This window comes from Aquirufa salirivi (assembly GCF_045310485.1).
Taxonomy (GTDB): Bacteria; Bacteroidota; Bacteroidia; order Cytophagales; family Spirosomataceae; genus Aquirufa; species Aquirufa salirivi.
The window spans coordinates 171,657-191,260 of record NZ_JBEWZH010000003.1 but is presented as its reverse complement, the minus strand read 5'-3'; the positions used below and the strand labels follow the sequence as shown (position 1 = coordinate 191,260).

Annotated in this window: 20 protein-coding genes; 7 read left to right on the top strand and 13 right to left on the bottom strand. The window is 37.4% G+C overall.

Annotation, left to right across the window (positions count from 1 at the left end; translation table 11 throughout):
* Positions 1-32 precede the first annotated feature (32 nt).
* Positions 33-680, bottom strand: coding sequence for a beta-phosphoglucomutase (pgmB, locus tag U0R11_RS05275; RefSeq protein WP_406750327.1), 648 nt, complete (start codon positions 678-680; stop codon positions 33-35).
* Between the two features lie 179 nt (positions 681-859).
* Here pgmB and U0R11_RS05270 point away from each other — a divergent pair, with 179 nt between their 5' ends.
* Genes U0R11_RS05270 through U0R11_RS05245 form a run of 6 tightly spaced genes read left to right on the top strand, consistent with a single transcriptional unit; the run spans position 860 to position 7,682 of the window.
* Positions 860-2,566: an alpha-amylase family glycosyl hydrolase gene (locus U0R11_RS05270; RefSeq protein ID WP_406750325.1), complete on the top strand. Its 1,707-nt coding sequence runs from the start codon at positions 860-862 to the stop codon at positions 2,564-2,566.
* A complete protein-coding gene (locus U0R11_RS05265; protein WP_406750323.1) occupies positions 2,563-3,378 on the top strand; it encodes an N-acetylmuramoyl-L-alanine amidase-like domain-containing protein in 816 nt (271 codons plus the stop codon). Before U0R11_RS05270 ends, U0R11_RS05265 begins: the two co-directional genes overlap by 4 nt.
* The gene (locus U0R11_RS05260; RefSeq protein WP_406750321.1) at positions 3,375-4,511 is read left to right on the top strand and encodes a MalY/PatB family protein; all 1,137 of its coding nucleotides are present in this window, start codon (positions 3,375-3,377) and stop codon (positions 4,509-4,511) included. Before U0R11_RS05265 ends, U0R11_RS05260 begins: the two co-directional genes overlap by 4 nt.
* A 1-nt stretch (position 4,512) precedes the next feature.
* A complete protein-coding gene (locus tag U0R11_RS05255; RefSeq protein WP_406750319.1) occupies positions 4,513-5,163 on the top strand; it encodes a hypothetical protein in 651 nt (216 codons plus the stop codon).
* Complete coding sequence (locus U0R11_RS05250) at positions 5,160-6,875, top strand: IlvD/Edd family dehydratase (protein ID WP_406750317.1); 1,716 nt, start codon at positions 5,160-5,162, stop codon at positions 6,873-6,875. Before U0R11_RS05255 ends, U0R11_RS05250 begins: the two co-directional genes overlap by 4 nt.
* A 57-nt stretch (positions 6,876-6,932) precedes the next feature.
* Positions 6,933-7,682 (top strand): SDR family NAD(P)-dependent oxidoreductase, encoded by a 750-nt coding sequence (locus tag U0R11_RS05245; RefSeq protein WP_406750315.1) that lies wholly within the window; start codon positions 6,933-6,935, stop codon positions 7,680-7,682.
* A 106-nt stretch (positions 7,683-7,788) separates the two neighbouring features.
* On the opposite strand, the gene U0R11_RS05240 is transcribed toward U0R11_RS05245, so the two are convergent.
* Genes U0R11_RS05240 through fucP form a run of 10 tightly spaced genes read right to left on the bottom strand, consistent with a single transcriptional unit; the run spans position 7,789 to position 17,246 of the window.
* Complete coding sequence (locus U0R11_RS05240) at positions 7,789-8,856, bottom strand: dipeptidase (RefSeq protein ID WP_406750313.1); 1,068 nt, start codon at positions 8,854-8,856, stop codon at positions 7,789-7,791.
* Position 8,857: 1 nt separating this feature from the next.
* Positions 8,858-9,949: a D-TA family PLP-dependent enzyme gene (locus U0R11_RS05235; protein WP_406750312.1), complete on the bottom strand. Its 1,092-nt coding sequence runs from the start codon at positions 9,947-9,949 to the stop codon at positions 8,858-8,860.
* A gap of 1 nt (position 9,950) precedes the next feature.
* Positions 9,951-10,733 carry an L-fucose dehydrogenase gene (locus U0R11_RS05230; protein ID WP_406750310.1) on the bottom strand — a complete coding sequence of 261 codons (783 nt, stop codon included), beginning with the start codon at positions 10,731-10,733 and terminating at the stop codon, positions 9,951-9,953.
* Positions 10,733-11,563 carry an amidohydrolase family protein gene (locus U0R11_RS05225; protein WP_406750309.1) on the bottom strand — a complete coding sequence of 277 codons (831 nt, stop codon included), beginning with the start codon at positions 11,561-11,563 and terminating at the stop codon, positions 10,733-10,735. Before U0R11_RS05225 ends, U0R11_RS05230 begins: the two co-directional genes overlap by 1 nt.
* A 1-nt stretch (position 11,564) precedes the next feature.
* A complete protein-coding gene (locus tag U0R11_RS05220; protein WP_406750307.1) occupies positions 11,565-12,413 on the bottom strand; it encodes a fumarylacetoacetate hydrolase family protein in 849 nt (282 codons plus the stop codon).
* Positions 12,414-12,434: 21 nt separating this feature from the next.
* The gene (locus U0R11_RS05215; protein ID WP_406750305.1) at positions 12,435-13,112 is read right to left on the bottom strand and encodes an SGNH/GDSL hydrolase family protein; all 678 of its coding nucleotides are present in this window, start codon (positions 13,110-13,112) and stop codon (positions 12,435-12,437) included.
* Between the two features lie 8 nt (positions 13,113-13,120).
* Complete coding sequence (locus U0R11_RS05210; protein ID WP_406750303.1) at positions 13,121-13,888, bottom strand: SDR family NAD(P)-dependent oxidoreductase; 768 nt, start codon at positions 13,886-13,888, stop codon at positions 13,121-13,123.
* Positions 13,889-13,897: 9 nt separating this feature from the next.
* The gene (locus tag U0R11_RS05205; RefSeq protein ID WP_406750301.1) at positions 13,898-15,553 is read right to left on the bottom strand and encodes a UxaA family hydrolase; all 1,656 of its coding nucleotides are present in this window, start codon (positions 15,551-15,553) and stop codon (positions 13,898-13,900) included.
* A gap of 15 nt (positions 15,554-15,568) precedes the next feature.
* A complete protein-coding gene (locus U0R11_RS05200) occupies positions 15,569-15,886 on the bottom strand; it encodes an L-rhamnose mutarotase (RefSeq protein WP_406750299.1) in 318 nt (105 codons plus the stop codon).
* A gap of 16 nt (positions 15,887-15,902) precedes the next feature.
* Positions 15,903-17,246: an L-fucose:H+ symporter permease gene (gene fucP / locus U0R11_RS05195; RefSeq protein WP_406750297.1), complete on the bottom strand. Its 1,344-nt coding sequence runs from the start codon at positions 17,244-17,246 to the stop codon at positions 15,903-15,905.
* A gap of 205 nt (positions 17,247-17,451) precedes the next feature.
* Here fucP and U0R11_RS05190 point away from each other — a divergent pair, with 205 nt between their 5' ends.
* The gene (locus U0R11_RS05190; RefSeq protein WP_406750295.1) at positions 17,452-18,906 is read left to right on the top strand and encodes an alpha-L-fucosidase; all 1,455 of its coding nucleotides are present in this window, start codon (positions 17,452-17,454) and stop codon (positions 18,904-18,906) included.
* Here U0R11_RS05190 and U0R11_RS05185 read toward each other — a convergent pair.
* Entirely contained in the window at positions 18,872-19,321 is a 450-nt protein-coding gene (locus tag U0R11_RS05185) for a hypothetical protein (protein WP_166374035.1), read from the bottom strand. The genes U0R11_RS05190 and U0R11_RS05185 overlap by 35 nt on opposite strands.
* Positions 19,302-19,604: a Dabb family protein gene (locus tag U0R11_RS05180; protein ID WP_406750293.1), complete on the bottom strand. Its 303-nt coding sequence runs from the start codon at positions 19,602-19,604 to the stop codon at positions 19,302-19,304. The genes U0R11_RS05185 and U0R11_RS05180 overlap by 20 nt, the downstream gene beginning before the upstream one ends.

The following is a 19,604-nucleotide window of genomic DNA, read 5'->3' as shown; positions in this document are numbered from 1 at the left end:
ATTAGGAGCGCAAATACGATGAATAGAAATAATTAAAGAAGGAGGAGTTCAGAGACTTGTAGTTCTGTAAAGGATGAAATGACTTTATCCGCACCTTGCAAAATGGTTGGAGAGCCAACTCCTACGACTTTCATCCCTCCTGCTTTGGCGGCATCTATACCGGCTTGGGCATCTTCAAATACAATACATGCTGCTGCAGAGCAGCCTAGTGCTTCCGCACCTTTTAGAAACACTTCTGGGTCTGGTTTACTTTTTGTCACTACGTTTCCGTCAATGATTGCATTAAACCAAGTCATTAAGCCTGTTTTTTCTAAAATGATTCTGGCATTTTTACTCGCAGAACCTAAGGCTATCAGATACCCTTGTTCTTTTAATTGATGTAAGAAGGAAATGACACCCGGCAATATTTCACTGGGATTCATGTGATAAATGAGTTCTAAATAAGTCTCATTTTTTTCTTTGAGCCATCGATCCTTTTGTTCTTGCGTAGCTTGAAAATGTGCCCAATGCAAGATTTTATCCAAAGACTCAACTCGGGAAATCCCTTTGAGTTCTTCATTTTGCTCATGACTTAATTCAAAATCAAAATGCTTTCCTAAAATTTTCCAAGCTTGAAAATGATATACTGCGGTATCTACGAGTACGCCATCTAAGTCGAAAAGACAGGCTTTATACTTCATTTTATAATTTTTAGGGTTATGCTATATTTCAAAAATACGAGTTTTCCTGCTGCGGAAAAAGCGAAATTTGGCTTATTTGAGCCCTTTATCTTGTTATTGAGGAATAATTTAATTTTATTTAAACTAGAATTATTCCGACCTAAAGCCATTTTTTTAGAAATTAATTGATTCAGATTTACATGAAAGAGAAAAGATCCCATAAGTTTATCGTTTATCAAATGATGTTTCATTTATGGGGCAGTACCAATACCGATTTAGCTTTTAACGGTTCCTGTCAAAGAAATGGAGTTACCAAGTTTATCGATGTTTCATTGAATGCTCTTAAGGCTTTAGCTAAAAAAGGATTCACCCATATTTATGCGACTGGTATCATCGAACATGCCACTATGGAGGATTTTTCTGCCTATGGATCCCCATTAGATCATCCATCCATTGTGAAAGGTCGGGCTGGCTCCCCCTTTGCCATCAAAGATTATTATGACGTCAATCCCTTTTTAGCAACTGATCCTGCCAAAAGAATGGAGGAGTTTGAGGAAATGTTGGAGCGAATTCATGCCTGTGGTTTGTATTTGATTTTGGATTTTGTGCCTAATCACCTTGCCAGACAATACCATTCAGATAAGAAGCCAAAAGGAATTATTGATTTTGGGGTAAATGATCAGACAGATAAATCTTTTGATCCTAATAACAATTTTTATTATTTACCAGGTACTCAATTTTCTGTACCTGATGGTTTAGATATACCTATACCCTATTCTATTCCTTATATTGAAATTCCAGCCAAAGTGAGTGGGAATAATGTTTTTTCAGCTCAGCCCTCGAAAGATGATTGGTTTGAAACAGTGAAGTTGAATTATGGAATCGATTTTCAACATGGAGAAAAGACCTATTTTGATCCGATACCTGATACTTGGTTAAAGTTGTTGGATGTTCTTACCTATTGGACTAACAAAGGAATTGATTCTTTTCGATGCGATATGGCTGAAATGGTTCCTGTGGAATTTTGGGCTTACGTCATACCTAAGATTAAGGCAATTAATCCTCAAGTGACATTCATTGCTGAAATTTATCAACCTTATCGTTACCAAGATTATATCTATCGTGGTGGGTTTGATTATTTATATGATAAAGTTGGTTTATATGATGCGTTAAGAAGGTTGATGGAGGAGAAACCTGAAGCTACGGTAGAGGATATTACCCGTGTATGGCAACATGAATCAGGGGAATTTTCTGAACATATGTTGCGCTTTTTAGAAAATCATGATGAAACTAGAATAAATAGTCCTGGTTTTGCCCAACATAATCTTTGGTCGACTATTCCAGCCATGGTAATTACCGCCTGTCTGCACCATGGGCCAATAATGACCTATATGGGTCAGGAATTTGGTGAAATGGCCAATGAGGTGGAAGGATTTAATTTGGCGCAAGATCGCACAACAATGTTTGATTTTTGGCGGATAGAAACACATCAAAGATGGATGAATCAAGGGCAATTTGATGGGGCTCAATTAACGAAGGAGGAAAAACAATTGGATGATTTTTATGTGAATTTATTTCAATTCGTACATACTCATCCAGCCATACAAGAAGGGCATTTTTTTGATTTACAATATGCTCAAAATGAACATTATCCGAAGAGAAAAGTCTATTCATTTTTAAGATATACCTCCAAAGAAAAATTGTTAATCGTATGTAATTTTGATTCTCAACAATATTATTCTTTGGATATTCAATTACCCGCCTTGGCTAAAGAGATGATGAAAGTGTCCCAATTTAAGTTGAAATTAATTCAAGCATTTGTACCACCAGCTGTGAATGAACACATTCAACAAGCTGATGAGGCTATGTTGCCTCCGAATAGTGCTTATGTTTTTATGATTTCATGATGGTCTTACTGCGAAAATCCATGCGATTATTGATACTCCTATTGGGCGTTTTTCTTTTTCAGTACGGAAATGCTCAAGAAAAATGGATTCCTTTAGATTTGCAAAGTAGAATAGCTTTGGCTCAAAAAAATCAGAATCATGTGATTTTGGCGGAGTATTTCTTGGGTAAACCCTATGTGGCAAATGCTCTTTCGGCTGAAAATCCAGAGAAATTATACCTTTCATTGGAGGATTTTGATTGTGTAACATTCATTGAAAATGTGATGTCACTATATCATTCCAAAGGTCAGGATTCACTTTTTAAGAAAAATTTGATTCATTGGAGGTATGCTCAACCTAAAGATATTCGATTTGAAACAAGAAATCATTATTTCTTTGCCGCCATGGAACAATTAATAGAAGATCAATGGATTGTTCCCATAACTACTCCTGAAGGAAGACAGATCAAAAAAAGCTTTAGGTTTTTATCTCAATTTTATCGAAATAAGAACAAGAATATCTCCATTCCAGCTTTGGAACAAGTGGAGAGCCAATTAAGATTAAAACCATTTACTTTCATTCCATCGATTAATGTTAGTAAGGTATTATCCAGTTTAAAAGAAGGCGATATCGTTACCTTTGTTTCCAAAAGAAATGATCTGGATGTACAGCATACAGGCTTTCTTACCTATAGAAAATCAAATTGGTATGTACTTCATGCTTCTCAGGAAGTAAAAAAGGTATGTATTTCGGATAAGAACGTAGTGGAATACTTGAAATCGCATCCCTCCTTTCTTGGCATTCAGGTTTTTAGACCTAATTTTATTAAATGAAAAAATACAACTTTGATCAAGTGATTGATCGTAAAAATACGTCCAGTTATAAATGGGACAACCCGATGTATGCGGGTAAATCCATCCTTCCTATGCCCGTGGCTGATATGGAGTTTGCGGTAGCAGATGAAATTTTGGAAGCATTGGATAAGATTACTCAACATGGAGTTTTAGGTTATTCAATCGTGCCTGATTCCCTGAAAATAGTAGCGCAAAAAAGAATAAAAGAGGAATATCAATGGGAAACGGAATTAGAATGGCAAGTTTGGTTACCCGGAATCGTTCCAGGTATAAGCTTAGCCTGCGATATCTTTTCCAACGAGAAAAATGGGGTTTTGACAGCCATTCCCGTGTATCACCCGTTTCATTTGATACCTACTTGGTTAAATCGTCCCTTACTTACTTTTCCCATGGTGGAAAAAGAGGGTCGGTGGACTTATGATTTTGTAGCTTTTGAAGAAGCTCTAAAACAACAGCCGGCGGTGTTTTTATTTTGTAATCCACATAATCCTGGAGGTACGGTATTTAATCAATCGGAAATAGATCAAATAGTGCGTTTGTGTCAACAATATAACTGCTTGATTATTTCGGATGAAATACATGCTGATTTACGCATTCATCCCCAATCCAAGCATATTTGTATTGGTCAATACATCGAAGATATTCCCTCCATCAGTTTTTTCGCAACATCAAAAGCTTTTAATACAGCTGGCTTAGGAGGATGTGTTGCCATTATTCCTCATAAAGCAAGCAGAGAAGCATTTATCAAAAGAACCTTTGGATTTATGCCTATGCTGAGTCGACATAGCATCGATGTCATGTCAGCTACCTACCTGCATGGTTCGAATTGGTTAGCTCAATTATTGCCTTATTTGAAACAAAATCATGATTTTCTGTTGGATTTTGTCAAGCAACAACCTGGTTTGGATATGGTTCCTCTAGAAGCCACCTATTTGGCTTGGATTTCATATGATGAAACTTGGGGAGATTTACCAGAACGATTGCTAGAACATGGGCTGCACGTATTACGTGGGGAGCAATTTAAAGGAAAAAACTTCATTCGTTTAAATTTTGCTTGCCCTCAATCTCAATTAAAAGAGGCCTGTCAGATTATTGCCAGTTTGGTACACTAGCATGTTAAAAATTATTCGCTTTACTTTATTTCTATTGTTGGTATCGCTGCTCCTTGGACTGATTTTTTATGTACAACAAGAAGATGATATGGAAAATCATGTGAATGTTGGTTTGCAGGATATGGATTTGGTGCAACGTTACCAAGATTCTTTAAATAGGCCAATGAAGTTAAATGAGGAAGTTCCTAAATCAGATTGCATGGCTAAAATAGAGGATTTTGAGGCTAAAGTGGAGACATTATCCAATAAAGTAGTTTTCAGTATAACTAAAAGCAACCAAACAATCTATCGGAAAGAATTACAGCATGTTTCATGTAAACAAATACTAGCTTCTGATTTGAATGGCGATATGCAGCCAGAGTTTTGGTTATTGGTCAATAAGGGTAAAAATAGCCACATTTATGCTTTTGAATATCATAAGGGAAATTTAAAGACAGTTCAATTTCCCTATTTGAAAGGTCGTCAAAATTTTGGTTACGCAGGAAATGATAGTTTACATGTAGATAAATCTTATATTGTGAGGTCATTTGACTTTCGAAATGATCCCTATTCAGACCTTTCAGAAGGAATTAGGGCATGTTATTATAGCTTTGGAACAGACCGAAGCTTTGTATTAAACAAAACGTTAGACTTAGAACATATTCAACAATGAGTGAGCAAAAATTACGATCGCAGCAATGGTTTGGCAAGACAGGTAAAGATGGATTTATTTACCGTGCTTGGATGAAAAATCAGGGTATACCAGATGATTATTTTCAAGGGAAACCAGTTATTGGAATTTGTAATACCTGGTCAGAATTGACACCATGTAATGCTCATTTTAGAGAATTGGCTGAATTTGTCAAAAAAGGGGTGATTGAAGCAGGAGGATTTCCCGTAGAATTTCCGGTGATGTCTTTGGGGGAAACATTAATAAAGCCCACCGCCATGTTATACCGTAATTTGGCCAGTATGGATGTAGAGGAATCTATTCGTGCCAATCCGATCGACGGCGTGGTATTAATGTGTGGATGTGATAAGACGACTCCTTCTTTGGTTATGGGTGCTTGTAGTGTGGATTTACCGAGTTTGGTTATATCTGGCGGACCCATGATGAAAGGAAAGTTTAAAGGGAAAGAAATTGGCACCTCTGATGTATGGCGCTTTGCTGAAGCTTATAAATTAGGTGAATTATCGCAAGCAGAGTTTATTGAAGCAGAAGCGTGTATGGCACGTACGCCTGGTCACTGCGCTGTGATGGGTACAGCTTCTACGATGGCTACTATGGTGGAAGCGCTAGGATTAAGTTTACCACAAAATGCAGCTATTCCTGCCGCCGATGTTCGTAGAAAGGTATTGGCTCAGCATTCGGGAAGAAGAATTGTGGAAATGGTGAAAGAAGATTTAAAGCTTTCTAAAGTATTAACGCGTGAGGCTTTTGAAAATGCCATTCGAGTGAATGCTGCCACTGGTGGATCTACCAATTTTGTCATCCATTTATTGGCCATTGCTGGTCGTATCGGTGTGGAATTAGATCTTAATGATTTTGATAAATTCTCTAAGCAAATTCCTTTATTGGCTAATATTCAGCCTTCAGGAGAACACTTCATGGAAGATTTATATTATGCCGGTGGCTTACCTGCCTTGATGAATCAAATGAAGGAATTTTTACATACGGGAATCATTACTGTGAACGGTAAAACCGTCGGTGAAAATATAGCTAATACCCCTATTTATGATTCCAAGATCATATCTACCATGGAGAATCCCTTTAAACCAGATTCTGGAATTGCCGTGGTGAAAGGTAATTTGGCTCCGAATGGGGCTGTGGTTAAGCCAAGTGCAGCTTCACCTGAGTTATATAAACATCGGGGAAAAGCGGTCGTATTTGAAAATATTGAAGATTATCATGCTCGAATTGATCTTCCCGATTTAGATATCGATTCAACTTCTGTGATGGTGTTGAAAAATGTAGGTCCTAAAGGCTATCCAGGAATGGCTGAGGTAGGAAATATGGGAATACCTAAAAAACTCTTGGAAAAAGGCGTGAAAGACATGGTTCGTATTTCTGATGGACGAATGAGCGGAACAGGATTTGGAACCGTTGTATTACACGTTTCCCCTGAATCTGCTGCTGGAGGTCCATTAAATTGGGTTCAGAATGGCGATTTCATTGCCTTGGATCTAGATAATAGATCCATTCATTGGGAAGTTTCAGATGAAGAGTTGGAGGCACGTAAACTGGCTCAGCCTTTCCAAGCACAAGCGCATATACGGGGTTATGTAGGACTATTTATTGACCGTGTATCCCAAGCCCATGAGGGGGCTGATTTTGATTTCCTAAAAGGAGGATCAGGTTCTATTGTGACGAGAGATTCACATTAATTTTATTAGTAGAGGCCCTTATTGAACGATTGGGGCCTCTTTATTTTATACAGGATTATGTTAAAGTATATTGTTACAGGTGCTGCGCAAGGGATTGGTTTTGAGATAGTTAAGTCTATTTTGTTGCAAGGTAATTATGTGATTTGGAATGATATCAATCAAGAACAAATAGATAAAGCTCAAGCCCAATTACACCATTTGGGACTATATCAGTTTTCCAGTATTTGCGCAGATGCAAGTTCCGATGAATTTTTAGATTCTCTTTCTATTTTGATGGATGAAACTCCCGGAACATTAGCGGGATGCGTTTGTAATGCAGGTATTACTACTTTTGGTGATTTTTGGTCATATACCAAAGAGTCTTTAGATCAAATATTGAAGATAAACATCAAAGGAACTTTCTTTTTAGCGCAATTGGTGGCTAAAAAACTAAGAGATGCAGGAAATGGAGGAAGTATTTTATTGATGTCGTCCGTTACAGGTCATCAGGCACATCCTGATTTAGCTGCTTATGGTATGACCAAGGCCGCTTTGAATCAACTGGCAAAGAATTTGGTGATTGACCTATCTCCATTTCAAATTCGTATCAATACGATTAGCCCAGGGGCCACTTTAACCGAAAGAACGCTGTCTGATCAAGATTATATCAAAGAATGGTCCGCTATCACTCCATTGGGCTATCCAGCCACGGTGGAAGACATCGCAAATGCAGCTTTATTTTTTCTCTCTCCCCTTTCTAAACACATCACTGGCCAATATTTAGTGATCGATGGTGGCTGGACTTCGGTGGGGATACCCCCCAAATGAATGATAAATTATACAATATAAATTGTAAATGGATGATAGTTTTCTTGACTCCTTTTAAATCTGTTTTATTCCCAATATTTATAATCTATATTTTATAATTCATAATTTATTGCCAGTTTTTCTCCAAAAATCCAATCCAATTTTTATGACAGATCTTTTCAATGTCATTTGATGAATAGCCTCTCTTACTTAGTAAATCTGGTATTTTTTGCAAATCGGCAATAGATTGAATGTCATAAGGACATTGTTCTGTTCCAAATCCACCATCTAGATCGGTCCCAAGCCCTACGTGATCTGTATTTCCTGCAATCTGGCAAATATGATCCAAGTGGTCAATCATGGTATTCAAGCTCACCTGCATGTTTTGAGGAGTGGAGACTCCCCTTACCCAATTGGGAACCATCATCCATGCATCCAATGGCATACCTATGACAGCACCCCTACGAATCAATTCTTTAAATTGTTCATCCGTAAATTGGCGATTATGATCTACCAAAGCTCTACAATTATGGTGGCTAGCCCAAACTGGCCCATCAAAACGCTCCATGGCTTCCCAAAAGCTGTCATCACATAAATGAGTGGCATCAAGAATGATACCTAATTGCTGCATTCTAGCTAATAGAGCCCTTCCATTTTCGCCCAATCCTCCCGTTGCATTGGTTCCTTGTGCATATCTTCCAGGACCATAATGTGCTGGTCCTAAAGCTCTTAATCCATAGTTATACGCAATATCTAAATGATCAACCGTGATAATGGAATCAGCACCTTCCAAACTTAATATGTAACCAATCTTCTTTTTGCTATCTTGACTACTATTCCAATATGCAACATGAGCTTGTAATTCTGACCAGTTTCTGATCGGACTTAATTCCCCCAAAGCTTCTAGTGCTTTGTAATAGGCTAATTGTCCTTGAGTTTGCGCCCAGGCTTGTTCTGGCGAGTGCCAACCAGGTAAAGTAGAGCTTTTATCCACATATCGTGCTATTTGAGTCGCCACTACAAGTCCAATATTCCCTATTCTCAATTCATCCAAAGAAATGACAGCATTGCCTCGATCGGGTTTATCTGTCATGCCTTTTTCCCTTTCATTAATGTCTTTTAATGAAGCTCTTAAATCACGATTCCATTCCAAAGCATTCATGCTGAGGTCTAAATGTGCATCAAATAGTAGCATGTTATATGTTAATTTTTCTGTTTCTAGCTTTTACTTCCCAATTGCCCACAAATTTGTCATTTTCGATTACCTGCAAATTAGCATGCAAGGCTACAGTAGGACAAACATGGTAAGGAATCATTAAAAACTCCTGACCAATTTCAAAAATATCAGAATCAGGCACTTCGACGATACCATGTTCTTCACTTTGGCTCAATAACTTAAATTCTGGTTGATCGATGAATCGTACTCGATTCTCTATGGTGTTTTCTGCTGCCACGGATTTATGTCCCAAATCCAAGCAAATAGTTGTTTTACTAGGTTTTGAAATGATACGGCTAATGATGAAAAGTGCTGGCTTTAAGCTATTTTCTGGATAAAGTGCTGTATATCCCGCATCAAAAAAGACAAAAGTACCAGGACTACATACATAGGTTGGGTTCTGATGATGAACTAAAAAACTGGGTGTCCCTCCTACACATAATTCTAAGTCAGGAAATTCAGATGAAATAGATTGAACCAATGTCTCAAATTCGATGAAATCTCGTTGAACATGCGCTTTTCTATCGTCTACATTCAAGTCCCGAATATGGCCATCATAGGCATGAAGTCCCCATATTTTTAAAGCTGGTAAGTTCTTTATTTGATGAATCAAGGAAACTGCTTGTCTGGAAATGATACCTGTTCGATTCATGCCTACATTGATATCGATGAATATATCAATGCTTAGATGTTGACTCTGAAAGATGGAAGAAATAGCTTGGGCGGCATGAAGATCATCCACTAAACAAGCAAATTGGCTTTTAGGATAAGCTTGTACTAAATTTGCCAAACGGATTATATTAGGCCCCGTAGGCTGCATGCTCAATAAAATTGATGGGGCAAATGATAAGGCTAATAATTCCGCCTCAGCTATGGTCGCACATTTAAATTTTGTGATACCTGCCTCAAGGCATAAGTCATTGACCTCCTTCGTTTTATGTGTCTTAATATGAGGTCTTAATCGATTGGGATCGCCATCTACCAAACTCAATATATAAGCGATATTTTCCTTTACCTTGTAAGGAAAGACTAATAAACCAGGGCTTTGAATTTCTGTATAATCAATGCTCATCTTATATCAATGCACGATCTAAATGCGTATAACCACCGTCTACATGGATTAATTGACCCGTCGTATGACTTGATTTTTTTGACATCAAAAAAGTAACCATATCCCCTAATTCTTCAGGAGTGGTCATTCGCTTTCCTAATGGTATTTTTTCGGTGATAGAAGTCAAGGTTTCTTCTGGATTAGGAAGGGTTTTTAACCATCTGTCGTACAAAGGAGTATAGCATTCCGCTACAATAACGGCATTCACTCGAACACCTTCTTTCAATAACTCAACTGCCCATTCTCGGGTTAGCGCATTTCTTCCTCCATTGGCTGCGGCATAGGCAGAAGTACCACCCTGACCCGTTTCAGCCACTTTAGAACCAATATTAACAATTGCTCCTTTCGATTGAATTAAATGCGGTAAGCAGGCTTTGGCCATCATATAATAATGAATCAAATTGGAATGTAACGACTGCATGAATTTTTCATAGGTTCCAGAAGCCAATCCTACCCCATCGTTAATTCCAGCATTATTCACTAAGCCATCAATTTTACCAAAAAATTGATAGACTTCCTTGACCACGCGTTCACATTCTTCAGGTCGACTTAATTCTGCTACAAATGAGAAAGCATGTCCACCGGTAGCTTGAATCTTGGCGATTGCCTTTTCATTATCTTCTTTATTCCTTCCCACAATAGCCACCATGGCTGATTCTAAAGCCAATGATTGACTAATTCCTTCTCCAATTCCTTTGGCACCACCAGTTACGATGATGACCTTTTCTTTAAGTCCTAGGTTCATTATAGTTCTACTTGATAAAACGCTAAACAATTATTCAATTTGATATCGGCTTGTTCATTAGCAGATAAGCTAGCTATACTTTCATGAAAGACTTCCAACCATTTTTCTAAGGTTGAAGCCACTAATACTACTGGGTAATCTGAACCAAATAATAATCTTTTTGGACCAAAAACCTCCAAGGCCACATCGATTGTTTCTTTGATCTCATCTTTTGTCCAATTTTTCCAATCAGCCTCAGTTACTAGTCCTGAAATTTTGGCAGAAACATGCTCAAGTTCTTTAAATCCTTGCATGTTCTTCTTCCAATTTGTTAAATCGTTTGATTTATAGGGAGGCTTAGCTAAATGATCTACTATTAGTTTTTGACCATCTACTTTTTGAGCAAAAACTACACTTTCTTTTAATTGATGTGGGTAAATTAAGATATCGTACGTGTAATCAAAAGCAGCTAATTGCTTCACTCCTTGTATGAAATTTGGCCTTTGAAAGAACAGTGGGTCTTTTTCTCCCTGAATCACATGACGGAAACCTACACATTTTTCAAATTGAGAAAAATACTCTAGTCGTCTTTCTAGGTGCTCATTTTGCAAGTCAGTCCACCCCACCACGCCTTTGATAAAGTCATTTTGCTCTGCCAAAGCCAACAAAAATAGCGTTTCTTCTTCGGAAGAGTCCGCCTGAACTGCTATGCAGCCCTGTACCCCATTTTTTTCAAATATTACCTGACTTTCATTTGGATAAAAATCAGTTTGAATTTTGGACATATCATCGGTAATCCAAGTGTCTCGCTCCGGCTGATAATTCCAAAAATGTTGATGTGCATCAATCATACTAAACTGTGTAGGCAATGGCCTTTTGCTTTTGCTCACCTAATCCATCCATTCCTAGAGTCATGATATCTCCTGCTTTTAAAAACACAGGAGGATTTAAACCCAGTCCTACTCCATGCGGTGTTCCTGTAGAAATCACATCACCAGGCAATAAGGTCATGAATTGAGAAATGTAAGAAACAATTTGAGCCACGTTAAAAATCAATTGCTTTGTATTACTGGTTTGAAAACGCTTCCCATTAATATCCAACCACATGTTTAGGTTGTGAACATCTTGAATTTCGTCTTTGGTGGCTAAAAATGGTCCTAGTGGGGCAAATGTATCACATCCTTTACCTTTGGACCAGTTTCCTCCTCTTTCTAACTGGAACTCTCTTTCAGAAATATCATTATGTAAGCAATAACCAGCGATATAATCGTAAGCCTGCTCTTCACTAACATAAGAAGCTTTTTTACCGATTACTATCGCAAATTCTACTTCCCAATCCGTCTTAACGGAGTTTTTAGGAATTATGACATCATCATAAGGCCCACTTAAAGCCGATGTACTTTTGAAGAACAAGATGGGTTCTGTAGGAATGGCTGCCCCAGTTTCTTTGGCATGGTCAGCATAATTTAATCCTACACAAATGATTTTGGATGGACGAGCCACGCAAGAACCAATTCTTTCTGGTTTACTAACCTCTTCTAATATTTCGTTTTTGACGATATCTGCTAATTTTTCAAGTCCTCCTTGCTCAAAAAACGCTTCATTAAAATCTTGAAAATAGGTACTTACATCGAAGTATTTGCCGTCGATTAAAACCGCAGGTTTTTCGTTATTTATGGCTCCTAAACGAACTAATTTCATGTTATGTATTGAATTTGGGTATTATTTGATGTCTTTTAAAACTGACCACATGGTTTCAGCAAGAAATTTATTTCCTGCTTCATTCAAATGTACACGGTCGCTGGTTAAAATACCAGATTCTTTATTTTCTGGATTATTGTTTTGCTCAAAGCTTAAAAAAGCTTTTCGTAAATCAATCAAGGCACAATTATTATTTTTTGCAATCCGGCGAATGATATCTGAATAACGATTTAGATCTCCATCATTTTCGTTTGTTGCATCAAAGCGTTCTCCAATGACGGTTGGTGTACAAATAACAACCTGACTACCAGCTGATTGTATTTTCTTGATTAAAGCATTGTAAAAACGTTCAAACTTATCAGCATCAGTGCCTGTTCTGGAGGATGTTTTATGCCAAACATCGTTAATTCCGATGTAAATGACCGTGATGTTAGGTTTTTTGGCTAATAAATCATCTTCATGACGTAAGTATAAATCATAAATTTTATTACCTCCTATACCCGCTCCTATTAATTCATATTTGTCACCAATACCTTGCGCAGCCAACATTCCTTGCATTTGAGTAATATAGCCAGTTTTTGAAACCCCAGCTTGGGTAATGGAATCACCAAAGAATACAATCTTGATAGGATCTGCGGGTGAAAATGAGCTTAATGAAGCCAAAAGTAGGACAATGAATATAATTAACTTGCTTTTCATGAGATTTATTAATTGTTTAAATAAGTAAAACCTCCATCGATAGGATAATCACAACCTGTGATGAATGAGGCTTCATCGGAACATAAATATAAAGCTAAATAGGCAATTTCTTCAGGTTGTGCCATCCGACCAATGGGTTGTGTTGCTGATAATTTGGCAAACATTTCTTCTTTTTTATCTGGATAATTTTTGGCGATAAATCCATCGACGAATGGAGTATGAACTCTACCAGGAGAAATGCAATTGCAGCGAATGCCTTGCTGTACATAATCTTTGGCTACGGATTGAGTCATGGAGCGTATGGCACCTTTGGTCATGGAATATCCAAAACGGTCGGGAATACCTACAGAAGCCGCCACCGATGCCATATTCACAATAACCCCTTTCGAATGCTGTAACATGCCTGGAATAAAGGCCTGCATACAATGAAATGCACCTTTTACATTGACATCAAAAATGGCCTGAAAACCCTCAGAGCTAGTATTTTCAATATTCCCAATTTGAGCTATTCCTGCATTATTGATCAGGATGTCTATGTTTCCTAATTCAGAAGCCAGTTTATTCACGTCATCTAGCTGGGTAATGTTAATGATATGAAGTTGGGATTTAGATGAAATAAGTTTTAATTCTCTTTCCGTTTCACGGGAAGAAGCATTTTCTAAATCAATCAAATGTACCTCAGCGCCTTGTTTGGCGAATAGTAATGATATGGCTTTTCCGATTCCGGATCCACCACCTGTAATGACTGCTTTTTTATTTTTTAATGAAAATAACATAGGACAAAATTATAAAGATACTCCCCTTCTCCAGAACATGAAATCATCTTGTCCAAGCTCCATGGCTTTGGTATTGATTTCCCCTGATGCTAAACGAATCACATAATCTAATATTTCTTCACCCATTTCTTCTACGGTTTTTTCACCTGAAATAATGGGACCGCAATCAATATCAATAATTTCTGGAAGTTTTTCAGCCAAACGTGTATTGGTAGATAGTTTGACCATGGGGCTGATCGGATTTCCTGTTGGAGTTCCTAAACCTGTTGTAAATAATTGAACAGTGGCACCAGCTCCAGCCATACCTGTGGTGGCTAATACATCATTTCCAGGTGTACAAACTAAATTTAAACCACTTTTTATCGCATATTGACCATAACCTAATGCATCTACAATGGGAGAAGTTCCTGCTTTTTTAGCAGCTCCAGCAGATTTAATGGCATCAGTGATCAATCCATCTTTAATATTACCTGGTGAGGGGTTCATATCAAATCCCGCCCCCACAGCTTCGGCTCTTCTAGCATATTCGCGCATTAATTTGCCAAAATTGTCTGCAACTGTTGTATTGATCGATCTGTTTTGTAATTCTTGTTCTACACCGCATAATTCTGGAAATTCAGCGATCATGACCGTACCACCCAAGGCCACCAATAAATCTGCGGTATGTCCAATGGCTGGATTGGCAGAGATCCCAGAGAATCCGTCAGATCCACCACATTTAACCCCTAAACGTAATTTAGAAAGTGGTGCTTCTGTTCTACCGATTTTATTGATCTCTACCAGACCTTGGAATGTTTTTAAGATGACATCACTTAGTAAATGTTCCACTCCACTGCCTTCATCTTGCTGTTGCTCAAAGAAATGAATAGGTTTAGAAAAGTCAGGATCAATTGCCTTTAGACTATTTTTAAACGTCTCAATTTGAGAATGTTGGCAGCCTAAACTTAATATTGAAATGCCCCCTACATTGGGATTGACACAATAGCCCGCTAGTAAAGCACATAGCATGTCAGAATCATCTTTGCTTTCTCCACATCCACTTTCGTGGCGTAAAAATTTAATCCCATCCACGTTTGGGAAAGAATCCGATTTCTGTAGTAATTCCCCTTTAAAAGTGCCTTTTATTTCATGAGCTTTTAATTCTTTACCACTTTCTAATTGTCTTTTCAATTCAATGACCTGGTCTGTGAATGGATCATTTTTTTGAAATCCTAAACCTTTGATAAAGGCATTTTTGAGTAATTCAATATTTCGATTTTCACAAAATACCAAGGGAATAACCAACCAATAATTTTGGGTACCGACCTGACCATCAGGTCTTTGGTATCCCTTAAAAGTGGTGTTTTTCCACTTATCCACGTTGGGCGCTTCCCATGTATACTCTTTTTGTTTACCTAAAAAATCTTGTGAAGCATGATGTAAATTAAAGGTATGTATTAATCCACCTTTGGAAATATTTTGAGTAGCCACTCCTACTAAAACACCATACATCGTGGCAGTATTTCCTTTAGGAATATCCATCGTACTAAATTTGTGTTTAGCAGCAATATCGTCCTTCAATGTAATTTCCTGACCTTGATGTTGTATTAGAGTACCAGCTTTTAAATCTTTTAGGGCAACAAGTAAATTATCTAAGGGGTGTATTTGTAAGTAAGAACGGGACATTAAAATAGTTTTATATTATAGTTTAAAAATTTGTTTAGTTAATACCCATTTAACTCCATCTGGAGTACCGGGTATCACTTGCTGAAATTGACTCATGAGTTGTTCCCATGCTTGAACCATTTCGTTTGATTCGTCAAGCTTGCTTTTTTCCTCAAAACTGAAACTGTCATGGGCGACAATTTCCATGACTAGTCGGTTTTCAAACCGAAAAATTTCCATGGATTCAATTCCAGATGCGCGAATGCTTTCCGCGATTTCGGCGGAGATGTTTTGATGATAGTTTTCATAGGTTTGAATAAGTTTAGATTCATTTTTCAAGTCTAGTATCAGCATAAAACGTTGCATAATCCTAAACTTTTTGGATTTTAAATCCTTGGTAAGCGTAATATACAATAAACACAAAGCAAATTAAAGGTATGCCCAATGCCAGTGATGGTCCTATTTTAAATAGGTAAGCCGTAAATGGTGGAATAATAGCTCCACCTACGATGGACATAATAAGTAAGGATGAAGCTAATTTTGAACCTTCTCCCAAATCTTTACATGCTAATGCAAAGATAGTAGGAAACATAATGGATTGGAAAAAATATACCATCATTAATGCAATAACTGCTAAGATTCCTCCTCCTAACATGGCAATGATGATGGAAAGCACTGAACCAATGGCATAAATTCCCAATACTCGGTTAGATTCATATTTGCCCATAAAATAGGTCCCAATGAATCGACCTATCATAAATAAAATAAAGGCAAATGAGGCATGAAAACTAGCAATTTGCGTAGCAGTCATCGTTTCCGTTGTCTGGTAAATTTGTTCCACAATCCATAAGTTTGAATCTCGAGCAAAGTCTAATTTGAAATCGACAAAATTTCCCCACAGCGAAACTTGTGCTCCAATATTACAAAATTGGGCAATGACGCCTAATCGTAAATGCTTGTTTTTTAGTAGACTTGCTATGGTAATCTTATTACCGCTTGATTTACTTTCACCCACAGCTTTGACCTCGGGCATTTTAGTAACGGCAAATAAAATAGCAACAAAGGCTACGACTAATCCTATGATTAAATAAGGGACTTGGACAGATTCTGCTTGACTTACACGTATCGCTTCGGCTTCAGCGGTTGGTAAGGCTTGAATCATATCACGCGAATATTCCTGATCCGAAAAAATGAATAATCCACCGATCACAGGGCCTAATATCGTACTAACTCCATTGAAAGATTGAGCTAAATTTAGGCGAAAATCTCCTTTCTTGGGGTCACCAAGCACGGTTACGTATAAATTAGCTGCGGTTTCAAGAAATGCGATTCCACTAGCTATCAAAAATAATGCCCCTAAGAAAAAACTGTATTGCCTAACCGCCGCGGCTGGATAAAATAAAAATGCTCCAGCAGAATATAAGATAAGGCCCATCAATATGCCCATTTTATATCCCAATTTTCGCATGACCATTCCTGCAGGAATCGCCATGACAAAATAGCCCATGTAAAAGGCTGTCTCAACAATATTAGCTTGCCATCTTTGTAAATCTAAGGCAGTTTGAAATTGTTTAACTAAGGTTCCATTCAAGCTATTGGCTAATCCCCAAAGAAAAAATAGACTGGTTACTAAAATAAAAGGAAGTAAATAATTAGTATTGTCCTTGCTTTGACGAAGTTCTAATTGTTCTTCTGAGTTTATGGGTAAGGCCATATAGAGACTTTATGTTAAAAGTGTTTAACAGCTTTAATTTACCTGCTTTTTTTTATTAATTTTAGTTTTTTACTAATTATTCTTATGTTAAATGTTAAAATAGTTCAATCAAAATTCAAAAAATCCTGAAATCAGGTTTTTCTCTGAAATTTCTTATAATACTTTAATTCGTTGTTCCTCCTTTCTTTTAAATTTAATAATCTACATGGTTAAAATTACCTACCAGCGTTTACTACTTTTTTCGGCTCTTTTTTTCACTTCGATTTTTGTGACATTTGCCCAGCAGATTAGCCCATTAGCTCCACTCCCATCAAAGAAACAAATTCAATGGCAAGCTTTGGAGTATTATGGATTTGTCCATTTTAATATGAATACATTTACGAATGTAGAATGGGGAGAAGGAAAAGAGTCGCCTTTGAATTTTAATCCCAGTGCTTTAGATTGTCGTCAATGGGCAAGGATTGCCAAAGCTGCAGGAATGAAAGGCTTGATTTTAACGGCCAAACACCATGATGGATTTGCTTTGTATCCTTCCAAATTCACAACACATTCAGTAGCAAAATCTCCCTGGAAAAATGCTCAAGGTGATGTTGTCAAAGAATTGGCACAAGCCTGTAAAGAATATGGTTTAAAATTGGGCATCTATCTTTCTCCTTGGGATCGTTTTCATCCAGCTTATGGGACCGATGAATACAATAAGATTTATGCCGAAATGCAAAAGGAATTATTAACTCAATATGGTCCTATTTTTGAATTTTGGTACGATGGAGCTAATGGAGAAGGTCCAAATGGAAAGAAACAGATTTATGATTGGCCCTTATTCCATGCTATGGTTAATAAATATCAACCCAACGCTGTGCAGTTTTCTGATAATGGACCCGATATACGTTGGGTAGGAAATGAACGTGGCTACAACTATGAAACTTCTTGGAGCCCTATCAATCGAGAAGAAATTTATCCTGGATATCCTAAATTTGATACCTATAAAAATGGGCAAGAAAACGGAACACATTGGGTAGCCCCCGAAGTGGATGTGTCCATTCGTCCAGGTTGGTATTATCATCCAAAAGAGGATAATCGAGTAAAAAGCCCCGACTCTCTAATGAAGATTTATGTGGCTTCTGTGGGTCGAAACGCCAATTTACTGCTCAATATTCCAGTAGATACGCGAGGTTTGATACATCCAAATGACTCCGCTTCTATGATGGGTTTTGCAGATTTGAGAAAGAAAAGCTTAATCAATCTATTGAATCCCAGTACATTTAAGATTCAAGTAAGTTCAATGTACAATTCAACTTACTCTGTCAAAAATTTATTGGATGTAAACCCAGCCAGCGCTTGGGCTGCAAACCTTCTTGATACACAGCCAAGCATTCAAATACAATTAGCTAAACCTGTACTCTCAAATACCTTGATGCTTCAAGAACCCATTGCCTTAGGGCAAAGAATCAAATCCTTTACTGTAGAAATAGAATCTGAGAATGGAGAAAAATGGCAAATTAAAGCCAAAACCATAGGAAATAAGCGGATGCTTACCTTCCCAGAAAGAAAGGTAAAGCAAATTCGCATTATTTTAGATGAGTATCGAGCACAACCCTTGATTTCAAATTTGGCTCTTTATCGAATTATTTCAACACGTAACGAATCGCTTTTCCGCTAAATGTATAGCCATTGGCATATTGGGTGCTATAAACTTGATATTTAACATCCATCAAGGCACTAGCGCCCATTTCTGTGGCTTTTTCTACCAATTGACTCAAGATTTCTTGTTTTTTGGTTTGATGATTTCCTCGGTTAAGCATTTTTCCATTGACAGTTTGATTGTTTTCCAAAGGAACTTCTCCTGATATGCTGATACTTTCAATGACTTCGTAGGATTGCTTCGGACTTTCATTGAAATAAAATACATCTATGGCATATTTTACAGGAATCTCAAATCCTAAACCATCATGCCTATCCACACCTCCATCCTTAAAATTGGGAGAATAATAGGTTGAAGGTTTCACGTTTTTAGAACATGAAGCCAACAATAACAAACATCCGAAACTTAGTACTTTAAATGCTTTCTGAGTCATAAATTAATACTCTGTCCCAATATTGGGCACAGTTTTTGATGAATTCTAAATGGATAGGAGCTGTTTGATAATAATCATGTCCAGCTTCATCTACAAAAGTGGTTAATAAACAATAATCGTATGAACGATCTATGACTGGTCGATCAGTATTAGCAGGTTTACCTACATGGAAATCTTTCACTGTTTCAACCTTTCCTAAGGATAATACTCCTGCTTCAAATTGTTGAATTTCTTCTTCGCTAAGGCCTTTTTTTAACCAAAAATTTACGATGTGAACAAACAT